At 18.6% G+C, this 21121-nt stretch carries 13 protein-coding genes, 3 tRNA genes and 1 other RNA gene; 7 read left to right on the top strand and 10 right to left on the bottom strand.

Going from position 1 to position 21121, the window contains the following annotated elements; all coding sequences use genetic code 11:
* Nucleotides 1-75 precede the first annotated feature (75 nt).
* Nucleotides 76-2478 carry a DNA gyrase subunit B gene (locus tag MEJ61_RS00250; protein ID WP_459563422.1) on the top strand — a complete coding sequence of 801 codons (2403 nt, stop codon included), beginning with the start codon at nucleotides 76-78 and terminating at the stop codon, nucleotides 2476-2478.
* Between the two features lie 8 nt (nucleotides 2479-2486).
* Here MEJ61_RS00250 and rnpB read toward each other — a convergent pair.
* Nucleotides 2487-2816: RNase P RNA component class A (gene rnpB, locus MEJ61_RS00255), an RNA gene on the bottom strand.
* A gap of 397 nt (nucleotides 2817-3213) precedes the next feature.
* Here rnpB and MEJ61_RS00260 point away from each other — a divergent pair.
* On the top strand, nucleotides 3214-4437 hold the full coding sequence (locus MEJ61_RS00260) for an MdfA family multidrug efflux MFS transporter (protein ID WP_459563303.1): 1224 nt from the start codon (nucleotides 3214-3216) through the stop codon (nucleotides 4435-4437).
* An 83-nt stretch (nucleotides 4438-4520) separates the two neighbouring features.
* Here the strand turns inward: MEJ61_RS00260 and MEJ61_RS00265 are convergent, their stop codons facing one another.
* The 4 genes from MEJ61_RS00265 to aceE all read right to left on the bottom strand — a co-directional run bounded on the left by MEJ61_RS00265 (nucleotide 4521) and on the right by aceE (nucleotide 12017).
* Nucleotides 4521-5504 (bottom strand): hypothetical protein, encoded by a 984-nt coding sequence (locus tag MEJ61_RS00265; RefSeq protein ID WP_459563304.1) that lies wholly within the window; start codon nucleotides 5502-5504, stop codon nucleotides 4521-4523.
* A gap of 37 nt (nucleotides 5505-5541) precedes the next feature.
* Complete coding sequence (gene leuS / locus MEJ61_RS00270) at nucleotides 5542-8082, bottom strand: leucine--tRNA ligase (RefSeq protein WP_459563423.1); 2541 nt, start codon at nucleotides 8080-8082, stop codon at nucleotides 5542-5544.
* A gap of 74 nt (nucleotides 8083-8156) precedes the next feature.
* A complete protein-coding gene (locus MEJ61_RS00275; protein WP_459563424.1) occupies nucleotides 8157-9350 on the bottom strand; it encodes a 2-oxo acid dehydrogenase subunit E2 in 1194 nt (397 codons plus the stop codon).
* A 9-nt stretch (nucleotides 9351-9359) separates the two neighbouring features.
* A complete protein-coding gene (gene aceE, locus MEJ61_RS00280) occupies nucleotides 9360-12017 on the bottom strand; it encodes a pyruvate dehydrogenase (acetyl-transferring), homodimeric type (protein ID WP_459563425.1) in 2658 nt (885 codons plus the stop codon).
* A 452-nt stretch (nucleotides 12018-12469) separates the two neighbouring features.
* Between aceE and MEJ61_RS00285 the strand changes: the two genes are divergently transcribed.
* Nucleotides 12470-12542, top strand: a tRNA-Phe gene (locus MEJ61_RS00285).
* 29 nt (nucleotides 12543-12571) lie between these two features.
* Here MEJ61_RS00285 and bioD read toward each other — a convergent pair.
* Nucleotides 12572-13246 (bottom strand): dethiobiotin synthase, encoded by a 675-nt coding sequence (bioD, locus tag MEJ61_RS00290; RefSeq protein ID WP_459563308.1) that lies wholly within the window; start codon nucleotides 13244-13246, stop codon nucleotides 12572-12574.
* A 19-nt stretch (nucleotides 13247-13265) separates the two neighbouring features.
* Entirely contained in the window at nucleotides 13266-14288 is a 1023-nt protein-coding gene (bioB, locus tag MEJ61_RS00295; protein WP_459563309.1) for a biotin synthase BioB, read from the bottom strand.
* A gap of 100 nt (nucleotides 14289-14388) precedes the next feature.
* Between bioB and bioA the strand changes: the two genes are divergently transcribed.
* Together bioA and alaS are read left to right on the top strand one after the other, a co-directional pair.
* Nucleotides 14389-15663, top strand: a complete 1275-nt coding sequence (gene bioA / locus MEJ61_RS00300) for an adenosylmethionine--8-amino-7-oxononanoate transaminase (protein ID WP_459563310.1) — start codon at nucleotides 14389-14391, stop codon at nucleotides 15661-15663.
* 108 nt (nucleotides 15664-15771) lie between these two features.
* Complete coding sequence (alaS, locus tag MEJ61_RS00305) at nucleotides 15772-18324, top strand: alanine--tRNA ligase (RefSeq protein ID WP_459563426.1); 2553 nt, start codon at nucleotides 15772-15774, stop codon at nucleotides 18322-18324.
* Nucleotides 18325-18339: 15 nt separating this feature from the next.
* Here the strand turns inward: alaS and MEJ61_RS00310 are convergent.
* Nucleotides 18340-18424: transfer RNA gene (locus MEJ61_RS00310), tRNA-Leu, on the bottom strand.
* Nucleotides 18425-18438: 14 nt separating this feature from the next.
* Nucleotides 18439-18509 (bottom strand) — tRNA-Cys (locus tag MEJ61_RS00315).
* 201 nt (nucleotides 18510-18710) lie between these two features.
* On the opposite strand from MEJ61_RS00315, the gene rplM reads away from it, so the two are divergent.
* Nucleotides 18711-19139, top strand: coding sequence for a 50S ribosomal protein L13 (gene rplM, locus MEJ61_RS00320; protein ID WP_459563312.1), 429 nt, complete (start codon nucleotides 18711-18713; stop codon nucleotides 19137-19139).
* A 17-nt stretch (nucleotides 19140-19156) separates the two neighbouring features.
* Nucleotides 19157-19549: a 30S ribosomal protein S9 gene (rpsI, locus tag MEJ61_RS00325; protein WP_459563313.1), complete on the top strand. Its 393-nt coding sequence runs from the start codon at nucleotides 19157-19159 to the stop codon at nucleotides 19547-19549.
* A gap of 106 nt (nucleotides 19550-19655) precedes the next feature.
* On the opposite strand, the gene cls is transcribed toward rpsI, so the two are convergent.
* A complete protein-coding gene (gene cls, locus MEJ61_RS00330; protein WP_459563314.1) occupies nucleotides 19656-21119 on the bottom strand; it encodes a cardiolipin synthase in 1464 nt (487 codons plus the stop codon).
* Nucleotides 21120-21121 lie beyond the last annotated feature (2 nt).

A 21121-nucleotide genomic window follows, 5' to 3' on the forward strand; every position in this document is an offset into this window, starting at 1 on the left:
TATTTAATTTATTTATTTATTTTATTTAACATAAAATAAATTTAAATAAATATTAATTATTATAAGAATAATAAAATGTTAAATAATTATAATTATACAAATATTAAAATTTTAAAAGGATTAGAAGTAGTACGTAAATGTCCAGGTATGTATATAGGAGAAGTTGAAAATGGTAATGGATTACACCATATGGTTTTTGAAATTATAGATAATTCCGTAGACGAAATTATTATAAATAAATGTGATAAAATTATAGTTACTATACATAATGATAATTCTATTTCAATACAAGATAACGGAAAAGGCATACCAACAAATATTCATAAAAAAAAAAAAATTTCGATTGCTGAAATATTAATGACTATTTTACATACTGGTAGTAAATTTAATAATAAAAAAAAAACTGGAGGATTAAATGGAGTGGGTATTTCAGTTGTTAATGCATTATCTGAAAAATTAAAATTAAAAATTTATAGAAATAAAAAAATTTATAAACAAATTTATAAAAATGGAAAACCAAAACATAAATTAAAAATAATTAAAAAAACAAAAAAAAATGGAACAATTATACGTTTTTGGCCCAGTTTATATACATTTATTAATGTTACTAAATTTAATTATTATATTTTATTAAAACGTTTACATGAATTAACATTTTTAAATCCAAAAAATTCTTTTTATATAAGAGATTTATATAATAATAAAAATGATTTTTTAAAACATTGTGGAAAATTAAAATCTTTTATTAAATTTTTAAACAAAAAAAAAAAACCAATACATAAAAAAATTTTTGAAATTTCAGTAATTAAAAATAATGTTAATATTGATCTTGCAATGCAGTGGAATGAAGAAATAAGTGAAAATATATATTGTTTCACTAATAATATACAACAAATTGACGGAGGGAGTCATCTTTCAGGATTAAAATATGCTATAACAAAATCTTTAAATATTTTAATTCATAAAAAAAAAAAAAAAAAACTTATAAGTGATGATAATAGAATAGGATTAGTTTGCGTTATTTCAATAAAATTATGTAATCCTAAATTTTCTTCTCAAATTAAAAACAAATTAATTGATTTAAATACTAAAAAAATCATAAAATTAGTAGTAACTAAAAAATTTAAAAAATATTTAAAAAAAAACAAAAATGATAAAAAAAAAATTGTTAAAAAAATAATAAATTTTTATAAAATAAAAGAAACTTCGAATAAATTAAATGAAATATCAAAAAAAAAAACAACTATTAATTTTAATTTAATTAAAAAATTAGCTAATTGTCAAGAAAATAATCCCCTTTTTTCTGAATTATATTTAGTAGAAGGAGATTCAGCAGGAGGTTCAGCTAAGCAAGGTAGAGATAGAAAAACACAAGCGATTTTACCATTAAAAGGAAAAATTTTAAATGTAGAAAAAGCAAATTTTAATAAAATAATAAATTCAAAAGAAATATCATCATTAATTTCAGCAATTGGATGTGGAATTAGCGATGGAATTAATAAAAAATATTATAACCCTAATAAAATTAAATATAACAAAATCATTATAATGACAGATGCAGATATTGATGGTTCACATATTCGAACTTTATTATTAACATTTTTTTATAGAAAAATGCCAGAAATTATAAAAAGAGGACATATATACATAGCGCAACCGCCACTTTATAAACTAAAAATAAAAAAAAAAAAATATTATATTAAAAATGAAAAAAATATGAACAAATATAAAATTGAAATTGCATTAGAAAATACTAAATTATTTAATAAAAAAATAAATTTAAAAAAAAAAACTTTTAAAAAATTAATATATGAATATTTTAATATTAAAAAAGAAATTAATAATATTATTAAAAAATATCCATATGATTTACTTATTAATTTAATTAATCAACCATTTTTTGTAAGTTTTAATGACTCTAATAAATATAAAATTATAAAAAATTGGTTAAATATTTTAATTAATAAAATAAATAAAATATCTAAAAAAAATTCTATTCATTATACAACTAAAATTATTAAAAATATTAATAAAAAAATATATGAACCATTATTTTGTAAAAATATGTATGGTAATAATATTTATTATAAAATAAATTCAAAATTTTTAAAAAGTAATCAATATAAAAAAATTTTTAATTTAAGTAATAAATTATATTTAATTTTTAATAAAAATGCTAAAATAATAAGAAAAAAAAAAAAAAAAAAAGTATATTCATTTGAAGAAACATTAAATTGGCTTTTTATAGAAATTAAAAATGATTTTAATATTAAAAGATATAAAGGTCTAGGTGAAATGAATCCTAATCAACTTTGGGAAAGCACTATGAATCCTAATAATAGAAATATGTTACAAGTTTTTATAAAAGACAGTGTATACGCTGATAAATTATTTAATATTTTAATGGGAGATAAAGTTAAACCTAGACGTAATTTTATAGAAAATAACGCTTTAAATGCATTAAATATAGATATGTAAAATTTAAAAATAAAAGTTAATTAATAAGCTGGATTCTGTCATGAGCAGTAATTTATCTAGACTAATAATTACTTATTAGTTCAAGCGGTTAACCCAGGTTTAATATGAGCAATAAAACCTTTATTTAACTTTGCTCCGAGTGGAGTTTTCATATCATTAATTGTTACCAATAATGATGTGTAATTTTAGTACACTATTTCACCCACTTATAATATTTTATAAGAGGTTTATTTTCTGTTGAACTTTTCGTAATTTAACCCCAGGTATTACCTGGCACTCTGCTCTTTGGAGTCCAGACTTTCCTCCTTTATTTTAAAGGTAACTGCTAAATTAACTTATAAATTATTGTAATTATTTAAAATATTATTGCAATATTTATATTAAATTAATATATTATATTAAAATAAAAAATTTTAAATATCATATATTTATTTTAAAAATTTACATAAACATTTAATATAGTTAAAACACTTGACAATTTTTAAAAAATAATTATAATACTAAAATATAGTTATATATAATTTAAAACATTTGACAATTTTAAAAATTTAATTATAATATTATATAAAATTAATTGTAATTAGAATTAAATAATTACTAAAATTAATTTAATTATTAAAATAATATTTTATTATTACTAAAAAAATTATTTATTATAAAATAAATAAAAATTTATTATCATAATAATTAATAACTATTATTAGTTATTATATTATTCTTTAAAAGGATATATAATTGAGTTTACCAAAAATAAAAAGAATAATGTTTCCTGTTAGCTTAGTTTTATTCGAGTTAATAGTATATGTAACTAACGATATGATGCAACCAGCTATGCTAGAGGTTGTAAAATATTTTCACGTTAGTGTCGATTGGATACCAACATCTTTAACAGCATATTTATCTGGAGGAATGTGTTTACAATGGTTTTTTGGACCCTTATCAGATAAATACGGAAGGAGACCAATTATGTTTTTTGGAGTTTGTTTTTTTATTTTTAGTTGTTTATTAATAACTTTTACTAATAGTATTAAACAATTTATGTTTGTTAGATTTATGCAAGGTATGGGGTTATGTTTTATTGGTACAGTAGGATATACAACTATTCAAGAAACGTATGAAGAAAAAAAATGCATTAAACTAATTGCTTTAATGGCAAATATAGCTTTAGCTGCACCATTATTAGGACCATTAGGCGGAACAATTATAATCAAAATGTTTCCGTGGCAAAAAATGTTTGTGGGTTTTTCTTTAATAGCTTGTTTGGCGTTATTAGGATTATTTTGTTTTATGCCAGAACCTAAAAAAACTCAAAACAATAATATTTCTTTTTTAAATTTATTTAAAAATTATAAATTTATATTAAAAGATTTAAAATTTTTATGTGGAGCACTTTCAATAGGTTTTGCTAATGTACCTTTAATATCATGGATTGCTCTTTCACCAATAATTTTAGTAAGTAAATGTAAATTAACAATGATTTCGTACGCTATTTTACAAATACCTGTTTTTTTAGGATTAATTTTAGGAAATGTTACTTTAGGATATTTAAGTAAAAAAAAAGATTTATACAATTTAATAGAATTTGCAGGAAAACCATTAGTAATTGGTTTAATACTTGCTGTATTTTCAATTTTTATAAAAACATATTCATCATTATGGCTTACAGTTAGTTTAGGAATTTATGCGTTTGGTTTAGGAATAGCTAACCCTTGTTTAACAAGAGTAACATTGTTTTCAAGTAAATTTAGAAAAGGAAGTGTATCTGCTGTAATTGGAATGATAACTATTATGATATTAATCTCAAATATTGAACTAGCTAAAACAGTTTTTCTATGGAAAAACGTAATAGCATTCAATATTTTAAATATGTTTAATGGTTTTTCATGGTTATTTTTTATTATAAATTTCTTTATTAAAGAAAATAAAAAAATAAAATTATTAAAATCTATTAAGCTATAAATAATTAATTTTTAAATTTATGTCTATTAAGTTTTATTATATATTATATTATATGTAATAAAACTTAATAGAATATTTGAAAATTATTTACATATCAATATTAATAAATTTTTAATTTCATTCCAAAATAATATATTATTATTAGTTTTTATTAAATTTTCAATTTTAACTAAAACTAAAAAAAAATTATTAAAATCATTATATGATAATCTATTTATAACTTTATTATATAATAATATTTTATAATTAAATATATTTTTAGTATTCAAATCTTTACATAAATTTTTATTATTTTTATTAAATTTAATTTTCATAAGAATAATTAATTCATTTTTAAATATATGTAATAATAATACAGGTTCAATTTTTTCTTTACGAATTTTTTTTAAAATATTTAAAGAATTATTAATATTACCAATAAGAAAATTTTTAATAAAATTAGAAAAGGTAAATAAAGAAGTATTATAAATTATTTTTTTAATATTAATAATATTAATATTACCATCTGGATATATTAAAAGCAATAATTCTAAAAACTGATATAATTCTAAAAAATTTCCATCAAAACAATTAAATAATAAATTTAAAGAATTCAATTCTAATTTAAATTTAAATTTTTTAGTATAAAAAATCAAAAAATTTTTAAAAGTATGTATTTTACAATTAATATTAACTATAGAATTATATACATTATTATTAATTAAAATATTTTTTAATAAATTTGTTAAATATAATCCAATTAATACAATTATAATATTAAAATAAAATATTTTAAATAAATTAAATATTTTTTTAAATACTTTATTAATTACTATATTATTTTCAAATTTAAAAAATAATATTTTTTTTCTCATATAAAGATTGTTATTTCTACAAACTAAAAAAATATCATCCCAATTTATATTATTATTAATTTTAATATTTATATATTCATAATTATAAAAAAATTTTTTAATTAATTTTTTATTTTCATTAATTAAAAAAATATCATTACCGTTTAAAAAAAAAATTTTATTTTTTTTATTATTAAATTTTTTGATAATCTGCTTAATATCTGAAAAATACATAAATTATTTTAAAAAATAATAATATTTTATTTATTTATTAATTTTTTAAAATTATATTAAATAATTTTTTTTTAACATATATTATTTTATAAATATTATTTAAAATATTTTTTTTAAAAAAAAATTTATTTTTTATAATATTTAATATAAACTCTTTATTATAGTTAGACTTAATCATTAATTTGTTATAAAATTTACTATTTATTTGAATTGTTATTATTAATTTTTTAATTAAAAATTTTTTATTTGAAATAGGCCATGAAATAAAATCAATATTTGTTTTTTCACCTAATAATTTCCAAATTTTAAAACAAATATGAGGAACAAAAGGATAAAGAAGACGAATTAAAATTAACAAATACTCATGTAAAATAAATTTATTAAATTTATTTTTATCTAAATAATTTAATTTATTTATAAATTTCATTATTTTGGAAATAGCAGTATTAAAAGATTGACGATACTTAATATCATAATTTACTTCATAAATTAATTTATGTATTATTAAAAAATTTTTTTTTTGATTAAAAGTTAATTTTTTGATTTTTAAAGGTCTAATTTTTCCACTCATAACATGATTAAAAATTATTTTCCAAAAACGTTTTAAAAATCTATAAATTCCTATTAATTGAAATTCTTTCCATTCTAATTCAGTTTCTATAGGTGACGCAAAAATGATAAAAAGACGAATAGTATCTGAACCATATTTTTTAATTATTTGTTTAAGTTCAACACCATTATTCTTAGACTTAGACATTTTAATCATACCAGCGTATTCTATTTTTTTTTTTTTAATATTTTTAAATTCTATTTTTTTTTTTTTAAAATCAAAATCTATATTAATTTGATTTTTTGAAATCCAAATTTTTTCGTGTTTTTTATTTAAATAATAAAATGTATGAGATAATACCATACCTTGACAAATTAATTTTTTTACTGGTTCATTATAATTAACTAATCCAAAATCTCTAAATATTTTATGAAAAAATCTAAAATATAATAAATGCATAATAGCATGTTCAATACCACCTATATATTGATCAACAGGTAACCAATAATTTATAGAATTTAATTTTACAATATTTTTATTATATTTTGGACAAGAATATCTTAAATAATACCATGATGATTCTATAAATGTATCAAAAGTATCAATTTCAAACTTAAATAATTGATTATTAATTAAAAATTTAAATAAATTTAAATTATTTTTAATAAAATTTATTGTATTATTCTTAAAAATATTTTCAGGTAAAACAATAGGTAAATTATTTTCAGATATTGGAATAATATTGTTATTTATATTAATTATTGGAATAGGTGTACCCCAATAACGTTGACGAGAAATATTCCAATCTAATAATTTATAAAACATTTTTATTTTACAAAGGTTAATTTTAATTAGTTCATTTAAAATAATTTTTCTTTTTTTTTTAATATTTAACAAATTAAATTTATATAAATTTAAAAAAAACTTCTTTTTATTTTTAAATACTGAAATATATTTATTTGAAATTAATATATTAATGTTAATATTATATTTTTTAGCAAAAAAAAAATCATATTTATTATATTTAGGAATAGCTGCATTTGATTTATTTATATTATCTGATAAAACAAAATTAACAATCCATAATGGTAATTTTTCTTTAGAAATAGGATGAATAACAAACAAATTAGAAAATATACCTACTTTTTTAAAATTATTTAATTTCTTATTATTATATTTTAAAATAAATTTATTAATATTATTATTTTTTTTTGATTCTTCTATTGCAATGGAATTATTTAAAGAAATTACAACATATGTAACATTTATTAAAATATCTAAATGATCTATACAAATAATAATTTTTTTATCACTATTAAAAATATTAAAAAAAACTAAAATTTTTTTAGTTTTACCTATCCAATTTTTTTGCATACTTATAACTTTTATTGGCCAATATTTTAAATATTTTAAATCATTTAATAATTGTTCAGCATAAATACTAATTTTTAAAAACCATTGATATAATTTTTTTTTTTTAATTTTATTATCACATCTCCAACAATTACCATTTACTACTTGTTCGTTAGCAAGAACAGTTTTATCATATTTACACCAATTTACAAAAGATTTTTTTTTATATATTAATTTTTTTTCATATAATTTAATAAAAAACCATTGTTCCCATTTATAATACTCAGGTTTACAAGTTATTATTTCTCTATTCCAATCATAAGAAAAACCTAAAGATTTCAATTGATTTTTCATATTTTTAATATTTTTATAAGTCCAAATTGAAGGTAAAATATTATTTTTAATTGCTGATATTTCAGCTGGCAAACCAAAAGCATCCCACCCCATTGGTTGCATAACATTTTTACCATTCATTCTTTGATATCTAGAAATAATATCACCTATAGTATAATTTCTAACATGACCCATATGTAAATTTCCAGAAGGATATGGTATCATACATAAAACATAATATTTTTTAACATTAATATTTTTAATGACTTTAAAAACTTTTTTAGAATACCAATATTTTTGGACATTTTTTTCTATATTCTTAAATAAATAATATTCATTCATGAATAAACCTTAAATATACAAAAATTTAAATATAATATATTTAAATATAAATAATAATACTTAAAATAGTAAAATTACATAATTAAATTACGTATATCTGATAATATAAAATTAATTTTTTTAATAAAACGAGCAGCATCCGCCCCATCAATTACTCTATGATCAAAAGAAAATGATATTGGTAATATTAATTTAGGTATAAATTTTATTCCATTCCAAATAGATTTTATAAATACCCTTGAAATACCCAATATAGCAACTTCAGGAAAATTAATAATAGGTGTAAAATTTTTAGTACCTATATGACCTAAACTAGATATCGTAAAACTACCATTACTAATATCATTTTTATTTAAAACTCCATTACGAGCTTTTTGAGAAATTTCAATTAATAATTTTGAAATTTCTGTAATAGTTTTATATTTAACATCTTTAATATTAGGAACTAATAAACCCTTTTTTGTTTCTACGGCAATACCTATATTAATATATTTTTTAATATTTAAATATCTTCCATCCTCAGATAATGAACTATTAAATTTAGGCATATAATTTAAAACTATTGCAACTGCTTTAATAATAAAAACTAATAGTGTAAATTTTAATTTTTTATTAAAATAAATTTTATTTTGTTTTTTTCTAAAAATTTCTAAATCAGTAATATCAATATTATCAAAAATTGTAACATGAGGAATAGTAACCCAACTTTTTAATAAATTTTTACCTGATGTTATCTGTAAATTGTTTATTTTAATTTTTTCTATATTATATTCATTAAATTCTGAACTTTTAAGAATGCTATTATTATTTTTATATAAATTACTAATATTTATATTTTCAATATATTTTTGAACATCTTCTTTAATAATTCTACCTTTTAAACCTGAACCTTTTATTTTTTCTAAATCAATATTAAATTTTCTAGATAAATTTCTAATTAAAGGACTTGCATGTATTTCACTAATAGAATTTTTATCTTTTGTTAACAAATTTATATATTTTTTATTTTTAATATTTTTAATATTTTCTTTAATATTTTTAATATCAATAAAACCAATTAAAGAATTAGTTTTAACTTTATCACCAATATTTATTTTTATTTCTTTTATTATCCCAGAAATAATAGAAGGAATTTCAACAGAAGTTTTATCACCTTCAATTGCAATAAGAGGTTGATTTTTTTTAATTATATCACCAACTTTAATAAAAATTTCTGTTACTTCAAACTCATCTGTACCAATATCAGGAATTTTTATTTCATTTATCATTATGACCCCTTATAATATTCTAGGGTTGTTTTTATTTATATTAATATTAAATTTTAAAAAAGCATCATATAATGTAGATTTATTAATTTTATTATTTTTATATAATAAATTTAAAGAAGCAATTAATATATAAAATGAATCAATTTCAAAATAATAACGTAAATTCATTCTACTATCAGACCTACCAAAACCATCAGTCCCTAAAACACTATAATAATTATTAGGTAAAAATTTAGCTATTTGCTCTGAAAATAATTTTATGTAATCAGAAGAAGCAATTGTAGGAAAATTATTTAAAATTTTATTAACGTATGGAATTTTAGGGGTTTTATTAGGATGAAGCATATTCCAACGTTCACAATCTTGACCATCTCTTGTTAATTCAGTAAAAGAAGTAACACTAAAAATATCAGACGATATATTATATTCGCTTAATAATATATATGAAGCTTTTCTAACATTACGCAAAATAGCACCTGAACCTAAAAGTTGAATCTTATTTTTGCCACCTTTTAAACTTTCCAATTTATAAATACCTTTTAAAATTCCATTTTTAATATTATTAAGGATTTTTGGCATATTATAATTTTCATTAGTTACAGTAATATAATAATAAATATTTTCTTTATTTTTACCATACATACGTTTTATACCATTTTGTATAATTATAGATAATTCATAAGCATAAGTCGGATCATATGAAATACAATTAGGAATTGTTAAAGAATAAATATGACTATGTCCATCTTCATGTTGCAAACCTTCACCGTTTAAAGTAGTTCTACCTGAAGTAGCGCCAATTAAAAACCCCTTAGCTTGCTGATCACCAGCAGCCCATAATAAATCTCCTATACGTTGAAATCCAAATATAGAATAAAAAATATAAAATGGAATCATTTGTAAATTATTTACACTATAAGAAGTAGCCGCAGCTAACCATGATGAAATTGCTCCAGATTCATTAATACCTTCTTGTAATATTTGACCTGCTTTATCTTCTTTATAATATGAAAACTGATTTATATCTTGAGGTATATATTTTTGACCATTAGAATTATAAATACCAATTTGTTGAAATAAATCTTCCATTCCAAATGTTCTAGCTTCATCTGAAATAATAGGTACTAAATATTTTTTAATAGAAATATTTTTAAGTAATAATTTTAAAATTTTAATAAAAACTGTTGTTGTTGATATTTTTTTATTTTGTTTTTTAAATAAAAATTCAAAACTTTTAATTTTAGGAATATTAAATTTATTTTTAATATAAATATTTCTACATGGAATAAATCCATTTAATAATTTACGATGTTTTTGAATATATTTATATTCTACTGAATTCTCTTTAAAACTAATATATTCTAAATTTTTTATTTTTTTATCTGAAATATTTAAGTTTAAATTTTCTTTAAAATAATATAATTCTTTAATATTCATTTTTTTAACTTGATGAGCTATATTTTGACTTTCAAAATTTTTACCCATTCCATAACCTTTAACAGTATGTACTAAAATAACAGTTGGTTTATTACTTTGATTCGCTTTCTTAAGAACTGCAAAAATTTTAATAAAATCATGGCCGCCTCTATTTAATTTTAAAATTTCAATATCACTTAAATTTTCAACTAACTTATAAGTTTCTTTATATTTACCAAAAAAATTCTTACGTATATAAGCGCCATCTTTTGTTAAAAAATTCTGATAATCACCGTCATTAGTTTCATTTAATAATTTAATTAATTTACCAGAATTATCTTTTTTAAATAATTTATCCCAATTACTACCCCAAATTAATTTTAAAACTTTCCAACCAACACCTAAAAATATTCCTTCTAATTCATTTATAATTTTACCATTACCATTAACAGGACCATCTAAACGTTGCAAATTGCAATTTATAATAAATATTAAATTATTTAGTTTTTCTCTAACAGCAATTGTTATTGCTCCTTTAGATTCAGGTTCATCCATTTCACCATCGCCAAGAAAAACATATACTTTTTGATTTTTAGTATCTTTTAAAGATCTATTTTTAAGATATTTTAAAAATTTAGCTTGATAAATAGCATTAATTGCACCTAAACCCATTGATACAGTCGGAAACTCCCAAAAATTTGGCATTAATTTAGGATGGGGATAAGAACATAAACCTTTATTAAAAATTTCTTGTCGAAAATTATCTAAATAATTTTTATTTAATCTACCTTCGAGAAAAGCACGTGAATAAATTCCAGGAGAAGTATGACCTTGAAAAAAAACAATATCTCCTTCATCTATTTTATTTGATGCTTTAAAAAAATGATTAAAACAAACTTCATAAAACATTGCTATTGACTGAAAAGAAGATATATGTCCACCTAAATCTAATTTTTTGTTAGATGCTTTTAATACAATAATCATTGCATTCCAACGAATTGCAGAACAAATATTATTTTCTATATATAAATCACCAGGATATTTAGGTTCATCTATATAATTTATTGAATTAACATAATTAAATTTAACAATTTTATTAATATCAAAATTAATTTTATATATATGATTTACAATTTTATTAATTAAAAAATTGAAACGTTTGTATCCTTCTTTAGAAATTAACGAATTAGTTGACTGTAACCATTCATTTGTTTCTAAAGGATCTATATCATATTTTATATTTTCATTCATAAATAATCTTAATTAAATTAAACCAAATTAAACCAAACCAAACCAAACCAAACTAAACTAAACTAAACTAAACTAAACTAAACTAAACTAAATACAATTAATCTAATCTAATTCAATCTAATCTAAACAAATCAAATCAAATCAAATCAAATCAAATCAAATCAAATTAATAAAAATCAATAAAAATCAATAAAAATCAAAATTTATTAATACTAAAATTAAAATAAAAATTTAATATTTAATATATACAAACATATAAAATATAAATATATAAATATATAAATATATAAATATATAAATATATAAATATATAAATATATAAACAATAAATAATTTTATATAAATTCAAAATAAAAAAATTAAAAAATAAAAATAAAAATAAAAATAAAAATAAAAATAAAAATAAAAATAAATTGACTTTTTATATAGGTATAATTATAATTAATAAATACGCCCGGATAGCTCAGTTGGCAGAGCAGAGGATTGAAGATCCTCGTGTCCTTGGTTCGATTCCAAGTTCGGGTAATTTTATATATATATTAAAATTATTAAATTTAAAGAAGACTAAAATTTATATATTTCCATAATTCATTTTTATTATTTTTATTTAAATAAGGAATTTCACCTAAAAAATTTATACACAAATTATTTTTTAAAGTATTAATATATTCATTATGCCAAATGGTTTTAATATTAATATTATTAGCGATCCATCCTTTTAAAACTAAACCAGTTTTTTTAATAACTTCAACTGTTAATAACGCATGATTTATACAACCTAATTTTATACCTACAACTAAAATAATTGGTATATTTTCTTTTAAAACCCAATCAGAAATTCTTTTAATTTTAGAAATAGGAGTAAACCAACCTCCAGCACCTTCAATAATAATCCAATTTGTTTTTCTAGATATATATTTTAATTTAGATGACATTTTATAAAATGAAATAGGTTTTTTAATTCTTTTACTAATTATATTTGGTGCAGTATTATCTAAAAAATTATACGGATTTATTATATTATAATTTAATTTAATTTGACTATTTATTTTTAATAATAAAGCATCATCATTACGTAAACCATATTTTGTAATTTTACATCCAGATGCAACAGGTTTATATCCTATACTATTAAAACCTATTTTATTTGCAATTTGTAATAATGCAATACTTGAAATAGTTTTACCTACTTTAGTATCAGTACCAGTGATAAATAAACGTTTTATCAATAATTCTCCAAAATACTATTTAATTATTAGTAGCATCATAAAATTTAGTATAATTTTTATTATTAAATTTATTTTTAATTTTATTTTCTTTTATATTTTTTGATTCAATTTCAATACCTAATTTATTTAATAATTTTAAATCTTTATCTTCTTTAGGATTAGGAGTAGTTAACAATTTACAACCATAAAATATTGAATTAGCACCAGCCATAAAACACATAGCTTGAGTTTGTTCATTCATATTTTCTCTGCCCGCAGAAAGACGAATATAAGAATTTGGCATCATTACTCTAGCAATAGCTACTATTCTAATAAAATCAAATGGATTTATATCTTTATTATTTTCTAATGGAGTACCACTTACTTTAACCAACATATTAATAGGCACACTTTCTGGGGGAGTTTTCATATTTGCCAATTGCATCAATAAACCTATTCTATCATTAATACTTTCACCTAACCCTATTATTCCACCAGAACAAACTTTAATACCAGCAGTTCTAACATTTTGAATTGTATTAAGTCTTTCTTGATAACTACGAGTTGTAATAATTTTTTTATAATATTCAGGTGAAGTATCTATATTATGATTATAATAATCTAATCCAGCATCATATAAAATTTTAGCTTGATTTTTATTTAAAGATCCTAAAGTCATACATGTTTCAAGACCCATATTTTTAATTTTTTTAACAATTTCTTTTAAATAAGGCATATCTTTATCTTTTGGATTTCTCCAAGCAGCACCCATACAAAATCTTGATGATCCATTTTTTTTAGCTTTATTTGCAGCTTCTAAAATTTTGTTAATTTTAATTAAACGCTCTGTTTCAATTCCAGTTTTATATCTAGAACTTTGAGGGCAATATTTACAATCTTCAGGACAAGAACCGGTTTTTATAGATAAAAGAGTACTTATTTGAACTTTATTGGGTTTAAAATTTTTTCTATGTACATTATGTGCTAAAAATATTAATTCTAATAACGGTTTATCAAAAAGTTCTTGAGTTTTATCTATCGTCCAATAAATTTTCTTATTCATTATCAATACCTTTAAAAATTTACATTAAATTAAATGTATAATATATACATATAATATATATATAATGTCAATAATACTAATTTAATTATATAGTATATTTATGTTTATTAAAATAACAAAAAAACAATTTAATAAAAAAAATGTTTGGCATCCATATACTTCTATGATTAAACCATTAAAATGTTATTCTATAAAAAAAGCAAAAGGTGTTGTATTAAAATTATTTAATAATATTAATTTAATAGACGGTATGTCTTCATGGTGGTCATGCATACATGGTTATAATAATTCAATATTAAATAAAGCTATAAAAACTCAAATCAAAAAAATGTCACATATTATGTTTGGAGGTTTTTATCACAAAGAAGCTCTTAAATTATGTAATAACTTAATCAATATTACTCCTAAAGAATTAAAATGTGTATTTTTAGCAGACTCTGGTTCTGTTGCAATTGAAATAGCTATAAAAATGTCATTGCAATATTGGCAATCAAAAGGAGAGTATCGAGAAAAAATTTTAACAATTAAAAATGGTTATCATGGAGATACATTTGGAGCTATGTCAGTATGTGACCCAAAAAACTCAATGCATAATATATACAAAAAATATTTAACAAAACATATTTTCGCTGAATCTCCAAAATGTAAGTTTAATGAAAATTGGGACGAAAACGATATTAATTCTTTTAAATATTTAATTAAAAAATATTCAAAAAAAATAGCATGTGTTATATTAGAACCTATCGTACAAGGAGCTGGTGGTATGAAAATTTATAACCCAATGTATCTAAAAAGAGTAAGTGAATTATGTAAAAAATATGAAATTTTATTAATATTAGATGAAATAGCAACAGGATTTGGACGTACTGGAAAATTATTTGCATATGAACATTCAGGAATTGTACCTGATATATTATGTTTAGGTAAATCATTGACAGGAGGTTATATGACTTTATCAGCTACTATTACTACTAAAAAAATTTCATATATTATAAGTAATAGTAAATCAGGGTGTTTTATGCATGGTCCCACTTTTATGGGTAATCCATTGGCATGTTCAATTGCTAATGCAAATTTAGAAATTTTAAATACAAATAAATGGATTAAAAAAGTTAAGTATATAGAAAATTATTTTAAAAAAACACTATTACCATTAATAAAATCTAATAAAATATTAGATATTAGAATATTAGGAGCAATAAGTATAATAGAAACAATTAATTATATTGATATAAATAAAATACAAAGATTTTTCATTAATAATGGTGTTTGGATAAGACCATTTGGAAAATTAATATATTTAATGCCACCTTATATAATTAAAAAAACTGAATTAAATATTTTAATCAATTCATTAATATCTTTATTTAAATAAAATTAACAATACTTAATCATACATTAACTTTTAATATATTTATTATAAGTTATAAAATTATTTAAATTTAATCAAATTTAAATTATTTCAAATATTTACAGGAAAATAATGATTAAAAGCACTTATGATATTCGTAAAATATTTCTAGATTTTTTTAAATCTAAAAAACATAAAATTTTAAAAAGTAGCAAGCTTATACCTAAAAATGATAAAACTTTACTTTTTACAAATTCAGGTATGAATCAATTTAAAAATATTTTTTTAGGTTTAGAAAACAGCAATTATTCACGTATTGCAACTTCACAACGTTGTATAAGAGCAGGAGGTAAACATAATGATTTAAAAAATGTCGGATATACTACATATCACCATACTTTTTTTGAAATGTTAGGAAATTTTAGTTTTAATGATTATTTTAAATTAGATGCTATTAATTACGCATGGGAATTACTAACTAGCGAAAAATGGTTTAATTTACCTAAAAAAAAGTTATTAGTTACAGTATATGCTTCAGATAACGAAACATTTAATATATGGAAAAATAACATTAAATTAAATAAAAATCAAATAATTCGTATTGGAGATAATAAAAATATACCATTTGAATCTGATAATTTTTGGAAAATGGGAATAAATTATCCATGCGGACCTTGTACAGAGATTTTTTACGATAGAGGTAATAATTATAAAGGAAATTTACCTGGAAATATAAAAAAAAATGAAAGATATGTTGAAATTTGGAATATTGTATTTATACAATTTGTATATGAATATAACAAAATTATGAAACCATTATCTAAAATATCAATAGATACTGGTATGGGATTAGAAAGAATATCCTCAATAATACAAAAAGTAAATTCTAATTACGAAATTGATTTATTTAAAAAAATAATTAAAGAAATAAAAAAAATATCTAATAATAATAATAATAATAAAATATCAACATATATTATAGCAGATCATATTCGTTCTACCGCATTTTTAATTTTAGATGGTATAACTCCATCAAATGAAGGTAGAGGATATGTATTACGTAAAATAATAAGAAGAGCAATTTTACATGGAAATAAATTAGGTATTAAAAATATTTTTTTTTATAAATTAATAGATAATTTAACTAATATTACAGAGTATAAAATATATAACTTAAAAAAAAATAGAGATAAAATTAAAAAAATAATTAAAATAGAAGAAAAAAAATTTTTACGTACTTTAAAAACAGGATTAAATTTACTAAATTTAAATATATCAAAATTAAGTAAAAATAATTGTAATAATAAATTAAGTGGAAAAGTAATATTTTATTTATATGATACTTATGGTTTTCCTTTTGATTTAATTAAAGAAATTTGTAACAAAAAAAAAATTAAAATAGATGAAATTAATTTTAATATTTTAATGAATAAACAACGTTTAAAATCATTAAATTCTAATAAATTCTTTAAAAAAAAAAATTATAATTATATTAATATTTTAAATAAATATAAAAAAACAAAACAAAAAATAAAAATTATTGCTATTTTAAAAAATTCTTATTTAGTAAATGAAATATTTTATAATGAAGAAGCTATTATAATATTAAATAATACTCCATTTTATAGTGAAACAAAAGAACAAATTGGCGATCAAGGGATATTAATAAATTCAAATGTTATATTTTTAATATATAATACAAAAAAACAAGGTAAAACAATTTTACATATAGGTAAAATAATTAAAGGAAATTTAAAAATTAATCAATTTATTAAACCTATTATTAATAAAAAATATCATATTAATACTTCAAAAAACCATTCTGCTTGTCATTTATTAAATAAAACTTTAAATATTTTAATAAATAAAAATATTAAAAAAAAAAAATCTTTTGTAAATAGAAAATATTTAAAATTAGATTTTTTAAATAATTTAAAAATTAAAACAAAAGAAATTAATTATATAGAAAAATTTGTAAACAAAAAAATAATGCTAAATTTATTAATAAAAATAAAAAAAACAAAAAAAAATGAAAATGTAATAAATATAAGTAATTTTTCAAAAGAAATATGTACAGGTACTCATGTAAAATATACAGGTGAAATAGGTATATTTTTAATTAAATCACATTATTATATATCAAATGGTATTTTTAGAATTATTGCAGTAACAGGAAAATATGCTTTAAAAATTATACAATTTAAAAATAATTTAATTAAAGAAATGTCAAAACTACTTAATACTGATATAAATAATATTAATAATACATTAATTAATATTTATAATAATAAAAAAAAAAATAAAATTAAAAAAAAAATATATAACAATTATATATTAAAAAATACATACTATTTTATATTTAAAAAAATAAATTTATTCTATGGAATTAAATTAATAATAATTAATATAAACATAATAAATTCAAAATTATTAAATAATTGCATAAATAATATTAAAAAAAAGATAGGAACATCATTTATTATTTTAATATTTAAAGAAAAAGAAAAAAAAAAAATATTAATTCATATAACTTCAGATCTTACAAAATTTATTAAAATTAATTTAATAACCATAAAAATAATTAAAAATTTAGGAGGTAAAGGAAAAAAAAATAAAAATTCATCAGAAATAAAAACCAATAGTATTATAATAATACAAAAAATTTTAAAATATATTAATTTATAAATAAAATTTATATAATACCCGGAGCGGGAATTGAACCCGCATAACATTTAAAGTTGAGGGATTTTAAGTCCCTTGTGTATACCAATTTCACCACCCGGGCTATAAAATTTAAATAAGCGCGTTCCGGAATCGAACCGGATTATACGGATTTGCAGTCCGCTACATAACCAATTTGTTAACGCGCTATTATATAAACATTTATTTATATTATAATATTATTTAAATATAGTCAATATATTTTAAGTTTATTAAATATAATAATTTTATATGATTTAAATAAATAATAATTTTATATAATATTTATTAATTTATTAAAATATTAACAATAATATATTTAATAAAAACAATAAATTATTATAAAAGTGTTAAAATATTGAGTAATTTAAATGAAAACTTTTGTTGTTAAAAAAAAAGATCTTAAAAATAATTGGTATATTATTAATGCTGAAAACAAAATATTAGGTCGTTTAGCTACAGAATTAGCTAAACGTTTAATCGGAAAACATAAAATAAAATATACTACACATTTGGATAATGGTGATTATATTATTGTTTTAAACGCTAAAAAAATCATAATTTCTGGAAATAAAAAAAATAATAAAATATATTATAGACACACTGGATATATTGGAGGTATTAAAAAAAAAACATTTAAAGAAATGATTTTGCATTATCCAGAAAAAATAATTAAAAATGCAGTTAAAGGTATGTTACCTAAAGGTCCGTTAGGGCGAATAATGTTCAAAAAATTAAAAGTATTTCCAGATAACAATCATAATCATTACGCTCAAAAACCTAAAATAATTAATATTTAACATTTAAGATCATATTAATGAATAATAAACAATATTATGGTACAGGTAGACGTAAAACTTCTACTGCACGTGTTTTTATGAAATCTGGTAATGGTAATTTTATTATAAATAATAATAATATAAATAAATATTTTACCAATAAAAACCAGCAATTAAAAATTTGCCAACCATTAAATTTAGTAAAAATAATAAATATTGTAAATTTATATATTACAGTAAAAGGTGGAGGAATTTCAAGTCAAGCTGAAGCTATAAGACATGGTATAAGTAGAGCAATTTTAAATTATAACAATAATTTGCGTTATATTCTTAAAAAAGAAGGATATATTAGTAGAGATTCCAGAAAAGTAGAAAGAAAAAAACCAGGTTTTAAAAAATCAAGAAAAAAACCACAATTCTCAAAACGTTAAATTAAAAAATTTAACCCGGTAAATTACCGGGTTATAAAAATATTTATTAATTTTAAAATTATTAAATAAATTAAAAAATTAATATAAAATTAAATTAATTTTAAATTTATAATATAGGATTAAATAAAAAAAAAAAATATTCAATAACCATACACAAAAAAGATCTATTTTTCCATTTTATAAAATTAACAAATTTTGATTTTTTAATATATTTTTTTTGAATTTGAGATATAATACTACTAAAATTATTATCTTCAATTACTAATATAATTTCCGAATTCAGACAAAAACTTCTAATATCAAAATTAACAGTCCCTAATATACTAACTTTATCATCAATTAATAAACTTTTAGTATGTAATAAAAATTTTTTAAATTCATAAATTTTAACACCAGATTTTAATAAATTATTATAAAAATATTTACTAGCCCATAATACCATTAATGAATCATTATATTTAGATAATACAATAATAACCTCAACTCCTTTTAATGATACATCGCAAATTGCTTTAATTAAATTATTAGTTGGAACAAAATATGGAGTAGTAATAACTAATTTTTTTTTAGCAGAATATATAGCTGTTAAGAATACATCATGTATTAATTTTTTAGAAATAATTAATTCAGATGAAATAATATGAAAATTTTGATTTTTTTTATGATATAAAGATTCTTTTATATTTTTATATTGTTTTTTAGATATTATTCTTTTACCAGTTTCCATTTCCCAATCAAAACCATAAACAATACTCATTATGTTAGAAATTTTACCTTCAAAACGTATCATTATATCTATAAATTTATTAATTTTATTTTTATAATAATTATTATCAATCATATTCATACTTCCAATATATGATATATTATTATCAATTAAAATTAATTTTTTATGCTGACGAATATCAATGCGTCTTAAAAAAACCCCAAACACATTTATTTTAAATGCTTCAACAATTTCAATGCCAGCCTTTCTCATTATTTTAGGATATTTACTATATAAAAAACTAAAGCAACCAATTGAATCTAAAATAATTCTACAACATAAACCTCTTTTAGATGCATTAATTAAAGCTTTCATAACTTTATCTACCATACCACCTTGTTTCCATATGTAAAAAATCATTTCAATTTTATATTTTGCATATTTAATATCATAAATTATTTTTTTAAATATTTTTTTAGTATTTGAAAAAACTTTAAATTCTTTTTTTTTAAAAAAAATATTAATTTCATTAATCCCATTTTTTTTAATTAATAAATTAAATAAAGGAATAGCAACTGTATATTTTTGATTATAAGATTTTTTTTGTTTTTTTTTAATTTCATTTATTATATTATTTATTAAAGATTTTAAAATTTTTATTTTTTTATTTTTAAGTTTTTTAAAAAATAATTTAGTTAAAAATATATATACAAAAATTACTAATATAGGAAAAATATATATTAAAAATAATATTATTATAATATATGTTTTCGAATTATATTTTAATAAAATATATTCTATCAATATTAATGTTATTAAAAATAAAAATATAATTATTAAATTTAAAAAAAAAAATTTAAACATTT

Source organism: Candidatus Psyllophila symbiotica (assembly GCF_029910555.1).
GTDB lineage: Bacteria > Pseudomonadota > Gammaproteobacteria > Enterobacterales > Enterobacteriaceae_A.